Genomic DNA, 8,213 nt, shown 5'->3' with positions numbered 1-8,213 from the left:
GCGCCGCGCTGGAACATGACCCCCATTCGGCCACGCAACTCCCGCTCGGTGGAAGGGGAGAGCGTTTTCGTGGTTCGGCCGCAGATCTCTACCGTGCCCGCCACAGGTTGCAACAGCAGCGCCATTGCCCGCAAAAGAACGGTTTTGCCCGCCCCGCTGCTACCGGCGATCGCAATCAGGCGACCGCTCTCGACATCGAGATTCAGCCCGCTGTGCACGGTCCGATCCCCGAGTCGGGTTACCAGATCGCGTACCCGTATGACCGGCGCGGCCATGATCAGAGCCCGAGCCAGCTGACGAAGGCAATCGAGAACGCGGCGTCGGCGACGATCACCCAGAATATGCCCTGGACGACGCTGATCGTGGTGTAGCGGCCGACTTCATCCGCGCTGTAACGGATGCGGAAGCCCTGGTAACAGCCGATGCTGGCGATCAGCGCGGCGAATACGGGGGTCTTGGAGATTCCGACCCAAAGCATGGTGGGCGGCACCGCGGTGGGCAGCCGTTGGAGAAAGGCATCGAAGTCCACGCCGTACAGGAGATCCGCGACCAGCATGCCACCGAGCAGACCCATGGCGTCCGCCCAGAGTGTGAGCAACGGCAACGCGATGATCAATGCAAGGAATTTGGGCAGCACCAGCATTTCGAAGGGAGTGACGCCCATGGTGCGCAGCGCATCGACCTCCTCGGTGAGCCTCATGGTGCCGATCTGCGCCGTGTACGCCGAGCCCGTGCGTCCGGCAACGATGACCGACGTCATCAGCGGGCCCATCTCCCGCAGGATGATAATCCCCAGCAGATCGACCAGGAACACGTTGGCCCCGTAGGTCTGCAGGGTCTCACCGCTCTGGTAGGCCATCACGATACCGATCAGAAAGGCCAGCAGGCCGGTGATCGGTATCGCCCTCACTCCGGCGCGCTCGAGCTCCACGGCGATCTCATGCCAGCGCAGGCGGTGCGGGCGCAGCAGCCGGGGCAGGCTGTCGAGCGTGAAGCGACCGATGAACGCCAGATACTCGGTCGTGCCGAGACAGCCGTGCGCGATCTGCCGGCCCAGTTGCTCCAGAGGATTGCGACGCGGGCGCTGCAGGGGAGGGCCCGTCTCCCCGGCGGCGAGCTTGAGAACGGCCTGGCGCTCGGCGCTCGCCTCCTCCAGCTGCACGCTGGCCCCACCACTGCGCAAGCGGTGGCACAGCCGCTGCACCATCACGGCACCGGCGGTGTCCAGGCCGGAGATTTCGGCCAAATTGATCCGCCATTCGCCGCTGACCGCGGGCACTTGGCGACGAATCCGCCGTTCGACGGCGGCCAGCCGCTCCACGGTCCATTCCCCCGAGCAGATGATGCGGCGCTGCGTCATTTGCCATTTCAGTCCGGGCTCGCGTGCGGCCGCTATAGAGCCATCCTTAATGACCTGCGCTCCTATCGCGGTTGTCTTTGTTATGGTGCTCGGTGAGGACCCGTTCGAGCGATTGTTGCCAGCCGAGCAGGCACTGCTCGCGCTCGCTCGCGGTGAGCCCCGGCTCGTAGCGGGCATCGGCCTGCCAGTGCCGGCCGATTTCATCCCAAGAGGACCACACGCCGGCCTGCAATCCCGCCAGGTAGGCGGCGCCGAGAGCGGTCGTCTCGATCACGCGCGGACGCTCCACGATCACGCCGGTCAGGTCGGCCAGGCGTTGCAGCAGCCACGCGTTGGCCGCCATGCCGCCGTCGACCCGCAGCTCCCGAGGGGATTCCCCGGCGCCACTCGCCATGGCGAGCATGAGATCATGCGTTTGATAGCAGACCGACTCCAGCGCCGCGCGAGCGATCTCCGCCGGACCCGTATCCTGAGTGATGCCGAGCAGCGCCCCCCGGGCGTGGGGATCCCAGTGCGGGGCGCCGAGCCCGGTAAAGGCCGGTATGAAGTAGACGCCCCGGGTCGATTCCACGCGCCGCGCGTAATCTTCACTTTCCGCGGCGGTTCGCAGCAACCCGAGTGAGTCGCGCAGCCATTTGATCGCCGCGCCGGCGATAAAGATCGAGCCCTCCAGGGCGTAGGTCGGCTCGCCGTTGATGCGGTACGCGAGCGTGGTGAGCAAACGGTTCTGCGAGGGCACCGGCCGGGCGCCGGTATTGAGCAGCGCAAAGCAGCCGGTGCCGTAGGTGCTCTTGACCATGCCCGGGCTGAAGCAGCCCTGACCGACCATGGCCGCGTGCTGATCGCCGGCGATGCCCTGCACCGGCAGCACGCGCCCGAGAGGGGCCGCGTCCGTGCGGGCGAACTCGGCGGCGCAGTCGTGGACTTCGGGCAAAACCGTCGCCGGCACGCCGAACAGCGCCAGCAGATCCTCGTCCCAGCGCTGAGTGTGAATGTTGAACAGCAGCGTGCGCGAGGCGTTGGTGGCGTCGGTCGCGTGGACCCGGCCACCGCTCAAGCGCCAGAGCAGATAGCTATCGACCGTGCCGAATGCCAGGCGCCCCGCTTCGGCATCGCGGCGCACTCCCTCGATATGCTCCAGGAGCCAGGCGAGCTTGGTCGCCGAAAAATAGGGATCCAGCAGCAGTCCGGTGCGCGCGGTGATTTCGGCGGCGTGCCCCTGACTGCCCAAAAGCGCGCAATGGTCCGCCGTGCGCCGGTCCTGCCACACGATGGCGTTGTGGACGGGCTCGCCGCTGCGCCGGTCCCAGAGCAGCGTGGTCTCGCGCTGATTGGTGATGCCCATGGTGAGCACCTCGACGCCGGCCGCCTCGGCGCCCGCGAGCGCATCACGGCAGACAGCCACGGTGGAGCGGTAGATGTCCTCGGGTCGCTGCTCCACCCAACCGGCCTGCGGATAGAGATTCGGGATCTCCTGCGCCGCGGCGGCGACAATGCCTCCCTGCGTGTCGAAGACGATCGCGCGTGAACTCGTCGTGCCCTGATCCACCGCGAGAATGGCCGGCCGTGTTGCCATGTCTGGACCCCTATCGGCTAAGCCGCCGGCGGCCGGACGTCCGCCGGGGCGGTGGCCCACCCTGCCTCATCGAGGCAAGCTTGATTTGTTTGGAATGTTTCGTTGCCGAGGGCAAATGTCAAGCGCTCGCACGAGACACCGCATTTGGCCGCGCGCGCCACCGTACCGCCTTTTTGCGCCGAATTCCGCGTTCTGCCCACGATTCACGCCGCGTTACGCAAAGGTTGTGAGCGAGTTCGCGGTTTTGCGGGTTCGGGGCGGCTACTCTGCGAGACAGCCATGGCTGATGTTGATCGCATCGGCTTGGCGGGATGGGAGTGATGCAACCATTGCTGCGAGTAGTAGCTGAGTTTGGCCCGGGCCTCGTGCTCGGGCCTTTTTATTTATGCACCGCTCAATGGCCCGATCCGGATCAAAAACGCCTGCCAATCGCCTTGTCACGAACCAGCCTTATATGCCAGTGCGGATCGAAACAAGAATACTTATCACGTCAAATCAATAACTTAGCTATTGAAATTAGAGCTTGTCGGGCATATCGTACTGGTAACATTTTGAACGGAGATCCTGGCCATGAAAGGTGACAAAAAGGTTATCGATTATTTGAATCGCGTGCTGACCAATGAGCTGACGGCGATTAACCAGTATTTTCTGCATGCCCGCATGTACAAGAACTGGGGCCTGGATGAGCTCAACGAGCACGAGTACCACGAATCCATCGATGAGATGAAGCATGCCGACAAGCTCATCGAGCGGATCCTGTTCCTCGAAGGCCTGCCGAATCTGCAGGATCTCGGCAAGCTGCTGGTCGGCGAGAATCCGAAGGAAATGCTGGAGCTTGACCTCAAGCTCGAGCGGGACGCGGTGCCGCTGTTGCGCGAGGCCATCGCGCATTGCGAGTCAACGCAGGACTACGTCAGCCGCGAGCTATTCGAGGACATCCTCGACGGCGAGGAAGAGCACATCGACTGGCTCGAGACACAGCTCGAGCTGATCGACCGCATCGGCATCCAAAATTACCTGCAGTCCAAGATGTAAGATCGGTGATGCGGACTGGAAGGCCCGGCCACGTGTCGGGCTTTTTTTGCTCGCGATCTTGGGGCGGAACACGGTGCTCGCCCGCGTCCCGCCCGGATTCAATGCTAATATGGGCCGAATCGAGAACCGCCTTGAGCTCGGAGGTCGGCAAAGACGATGCAGGCACCCCCGGAACGCGAGCCCGCGCGGCGTTTGCTTGAATTCATCGACGCGAGCCCCTCGCCGTGGCATGCCGCCTCGCAGCTCGCGAGCGCGCTGACCGAGCAGGGCTTCATCGCCCTGGATGAAGCGCAAGCCTGGGATCTGAAGCCGGGCAAAGGCTACTACGTGATCCGCGGCGGCTCGTCGATAATCGCCTTTCGTCTCGGTCAACGCCCGTTGCAGGGCGCGGGCTGGCGGATCGTCGGGGCGCATACGGATTCGCCGGGCCTGCGGGTCAAGCCGGGCGGGGCGCTCGTGCGCGGGGCAATGGCGCTGCTCGGGGTGGAGATCTACGGCGGGCCGATTCTCGCGAGCTTCGCCGACCGCGATCTGACGCTCGCGGGGCGCGTGCTGGTGCAGGGCGAAACGGGTCTGGAAGAGCGGCTCTACCGCCATCCGGGGGCCTTGGTGCGCCTGCCCAATTTGGCGATACACATGAATCGCAACGTCAACGAGGAAGGCCTGCGTTTTGATCCGCAGGATCAGCTGCCGCTGATCTTCGAATGCGGCGAGCCGGTGCAGAGCGGCGAGGGGGACCGGTTTCGGGAGCGGCTCGCGGGGTGGCTCGATATCCCGCCGCGCCGGCTGCGCTCCTGGGAACTCGCGGTAGTGGACACCCAACCAGGGGCTTTCTTCGGCCCGGACGAGGAGTTCATTGCTGCCCCCCGGCTCGACAATCTCGCCTCCTGCCACGCCGCGCTGGAGGCTCTACTGGCGGCAGAGCCGGCCGCCGGGGTAACGATGATCGCCTGCCTCGATCACGAGGAGGTGGGCTCGGAGAGTTATCAGGGCGCCGCCGGCCGTTTCGTGCCGGATACGCTGGAAGCGATCGGCGCCGCGCTCGGCGCCGAGGGTGCCGCGCTACGCCGCGAGCTCGCCCACGGTTGGCTGCTCAGCGCCGACATGGCGCATGCCTATCATCCCAACTTCCCGGCCTACTACGACGAGGCGCACGCCCCGCGGGTGAATGCGGGACCGGTGATCAAGCTCAATGCCAAGCAGCGCTACGCTACTGATGCGTTGGGGGATGCCTACTTCCAAGCGCTTTGCGATCGCGCCGGCGTGCCCTGGCAGCGCTACGTTCACCGCACGAACCTGCCCTGCGGCAGCACCATCGGCCCCATCTGCGCGGCCCGGCTGGGTTTGCGCACCGTCGACATCGGCGCGCCGATGTGGTCCATGCACAGCATTCGCGAGAGTGCCGGGGCATTCGATCACGGCTATATGGTGCGCGCGCTGCGCGAATTCTTCGCCGAGGTGTGAGGGACCGGCCGTGCGGGTCTCGACACACCGGAGCGAAGTGCGCGATGCGCGGCTTTTCGAGCTGCTCGCGGACGGCCAATTCCATTCCGGCGAGGCCATTGCTCGCCGCCTTGGGGTGAGCCGCGCCGCGGTCTGGAAGCACATACAGCGACTGCGGGAGCTGGGCGGGCAGATCGATGCCGTGCCCGGACGCGGCTATCGCAGCTGCTGGCCCATCGAACCGCTCTGCGCGGCAAGCATCGCCTCCCATCTGCACCCGCAGGTGCAAGAACGCCTGGAGCGGCTCGACGTGGTGGCGAGCATCGAATCCACCAACGCGGCGCTACTCGGGGAGGCCCGCGCCGACCGAAGGGTGCTTTTCGCCGAGCACCAGCACGGCGGTCGCGGGCGGCGCGGGCGGCGCTGGGAGTCGCCCTGGAGCGGCGGGCTTTACCTGTCGTTGCGTTGGGACTATAGCGATTTGCCGACCGGGCCCGGCGCGCTTGCCCTGGTGGTCGGCGTGGCGCTTGCCGACGCGCTGGAAGCGCTCGGTTACGAGGGGCTCGGCGTCAAATGGCCGAACGATCTGTATCGGGACGGGCGCAAGCTTGGCGGCGTGCTCATCGAACTCACGGGTGACCCGATGGGGGCATGCCGGGTGGTCGTCGGCGTCGGCGTCAATTGGCAGTTGCCCCCCGCGCTGGCCTCGCAGCTCGATCAGCCCGCAACGGGTCTGCTGCACGCGCCGGGCGGCGCCGGCCGGCCCGGACGCAATCGGGTTGCCGCGGCGCTGGTGGCGGCGCTGGTGTACGCCTGCGAAACCTTCCCCGACAACCTCGACGATGCTCTTACCCAGCGCTGGCCGCGCCGCGATGTGCTGCACGGCCGCGAGGTCGTCATTCGTCACTCTGCTGCGAGCGTAAGCGGCCGCATGGCGGGGATTGACCCGCAGGGCGCGCTGCTGCTGGAGACGCCATACGGTCTGCAGCGTTTCTACAGCGGTGACGTGCGGGTAAGGCTTGCCGAATGACGCTCGTGCTCGACATCGGCAACAGCCGGATCAAGTGGGGCCTCGCGGGGGATGGCCGACTCGTCGGCAACTCCGGCGCCTTGCCCCACGAGGGGAAAATGCCGGCGGGGCTGGCGGCGGCCTGGGCGGCGCTCGAGCCCCCGCGCGCGGGTGTGCTCGGCGTATCGGTCGCCGCACCGGGCCTTGAGCGTGAGATCGCCGATTGGATCGAGCGTTACTGGGCCTGCAATTTACGTTGGCTCGTTACCCCGCATGCCGGAGGTGGCATCGAGATCGCTTATCCACAGCCGGCGGAGCTGGGCGCGGATCGCTGGGCGGCCATGGTGGGCGCACGGCGGCGGGGTTTGCTGCCGGCGTGCGTGGTCGACTGTGGCACGGCCGTGACGCTCGACGCCGTCGACGGCGCGGGTCGTCACCTGGGCGGCGTCATTGCGCCGGGTCTCGGCGCGATGCGGCGCGCGCTCACCGAGCGCACGCACCGGCTGCCGGCCGTCGGAGAAGGGGAGATCACGGTGCTGGCCACCAGCACGCCCGAGGGCATCCGCGGCGGCACTCTGCTGGGGCTTGCCGCGCTCATCGACGGTCTGGTCGATCGACTGGTTGAGAGCAGCGGTCTCACTCTACCGCCACTTCTGACCGGCGGAGATGCCGCATCGCTGCGCCCTTGGCTAGCCCGTCACTACGAGCACCTGCCCGATCTGGTCCTGGAGGGGCTCGCCGTGCTCGCCGAGAACGCCATTTGAGGTCAAAGGCAGTAATCCGAGGGAAATCCGTGCCGTGCTGAGGCCCGTTTTGTAGCCAAGCCGCTCGCCGCGCTATGATAACCTTAAGCAAGGTAGCGGCTGACCTTAGCCGCGGCCAGAAGCCACTGCAGGACAATCAAGCTGGCGTAGCTCAGTCGGTAGAGCAGCTGATTTGTAATCAGCCGGTCGGGGGTTCGAATCCTCTCGCCAGCTCCATTAAAACAGTGACTTACGAGACAACGAGAAACCCGAAAAATCCGTAGGTCGCATATAGGTCGCACTCGGGAAAATAGTTGTAACGCGACGCGCGGTTTGCGACGCACCGACACTTAGTTTGCGACTCTGCTTTTACGCTGTTTTGGGCGGTTCACCACCGATGGTTTCTTTAGGCGGCTGAAACCTCTTGTCCTTCTCCTTCACGCGAATCATCTTCGGGCGCTCGCCGAATGTGTGGTACACGCCGACGTAAAAATGCCCCGCGGCCACCAATTCATGATCCACCTCGCTCTGCTCGATGGAGCCACTCCATTCCTCGCCCGGCGCGAGCTTGGCCGGGATTGTGCCGGGGGCAGGATTCATAACCACCCAATGGCGGATCGGCTTGCGGCGCAGGAGGCGATGCCATGGACGCGCGTACCGCGTTCCCACGAGGTGGGTCACTGTAGTAGGCTGCGTTCCGACATTTGCGACATTGAGGAGCGCGTACTCTCTATTACCGAGAAAACCGGCGGGCGGCTGGTACCAGCGCATTCCTTGATTAAGGCGTAACTTAAGCACCGGGCCCTCGCGCGCCGCGCGGTAGATGTTCCAAACGAGGGCAGCCACCCCCGTGAAAGCGCCTAGCAATCCCACAGCATCGGCGTTGCTCATCGCTAAAACATCTCCAGATTCCCAACCTGTGAGAGCGGTCAGCCAATTTGATGGGCTGATTTTCACGATTGGTGATGGACGATCGACGAGGATGACCGCGGCGCCGGCGCCGCGGTCCTTGGAGGGTACTCAGAACGGCGGATCGAGAGGCAACGG

General features: G+C 65.4%; 8 protein-coding genes and 1 tRNA gene. 5 read left to right on the top strand and 4 right to left on the bottom strand.

All coding sequences use genetic code 11. The features are described 5' to 3' along the window. The 3 genes from AC52Q4_RS15990 to glpK form a co-directional block, all read right to left on the bottom strand. On the bottom strand, positions 1–275 hold a 275-nt coding region (locus tag AC52Q4_RS15990; protein WP_495537795.1), incomplete at its 3' end, for an ATP-binding cassette domain-containing protein. Positions 276–277: 2 nt separating this feature from the next. Continuing rightward, positions 278–1,360 carry an ABC transporter permease gene (locus AC52Q4_RS15985; protein WP_495537794.1) on the bottom strand — a complete coding sequence of 361 codons (1,083 nt, stop codon included), beginning with the start codon at positions 1,358–1,360 and terminating at the stop codon, positions 278–280. Between the two features lie 46 nt (positions 1,361–1,406). After that, complete coding sequence (gene glpK / locus AC52Q4_RS15980; protein ID WP_495537793.1) at positions 1,407–2,936, bottom strand: glycerol kinase GlpK; 1,530 nt, start codon at positions 2,934–2,936, stop codon at positions 1,407–1,409. Positions 2,937–3,506: 570 nt separating this feature from the next. On the opposite strand from glpK, the gene bfr reads away from it, so the two are divergent. From bfr to AC52Q4_RS15955, 5 genes are all read left to right on the top strand, one after another. After that, a complete protein-coding gene (gene bfr / locus AC52Q4_RS15975) occupies positions 3,507–3,971 on the top strand; it encodes a bacterioferritin (RefSeq protein ID WP_495537792.1) in 465 nt (154 codons plus the stop codon). A gap of 156 nt (positions 3,972–4,127) precedes the next feature. Further along, positions 4,128–5,435: a M18 family aminopeptidase gene (locus AC52Q4_RS15970; RefSeq protein WP_495537791.1), complete on the top strand. Its 1,308-nt coding sequence runs from the start codon at positions 4,128–4,130 to the stop codon at positions 5,433–5,435. Between the two features lie 10 nt (positions 5,436–5,445). Continuing rightward, positions 5,446–6,444, top strand: a complete 999-nt coding sequence (locus AC52Q4_RS15965; protein ID WP_495537790.1) for a biotin--[acetyl-CoA-carboxylase] ligase — start codon at positions 5,446–5,448, stop codon at positions 6,442–6,444. Continuing rightward, on the top strand, positions 6,441–7,187 hold the full coding sequence (locus AC52Q4_RS15960) for a type III pantothenate kinase (protein ID WP_495537789.1): 747 nt from the start codon (positions 6,441–6,443) through the stop codon (positions 7,185–7,187). The genes AC52Q4_RS15965 and AC52Q4_RS15960 overlap by 4 nt, the downstream gene beginning before the upstream one ends. A 140-nt stretch (positions 7,188–7,327) precedes the next feature. Beyond that, positions 7,328–7,403: transfer RNA gene (locus AC52Q4_RS15955), tRNA-Thr, on the top strand. A 132-nt stretch (positions 7,404–7,535) separates the two neighbouring features. Here AC52Q4_RS15955 and AC52Q4_RS15950 read toward each other — a convergent pair. After that, positions 7,536–8,057 carry a hypothetical protein gene (locus tag AC52Q4_RS15950; RefSeq protein ID WP_495537788.1) on the bottom strand — a complete coding sequence of 174 codons (522 nt, stop codon included), beginning with the start codon at positions 8,055–8,057 and terminating at the stop codon, positions 7,536–7,538. Between the last annotated feature and the right edge of the window lie 156 nt (positions 8,058–8,213).

This window comes from Nitrococcus sp., from assembly GCF_059432795.1.
This window is presented reverse-complemented; position numbering and strand designations above follow the sequence as displayed.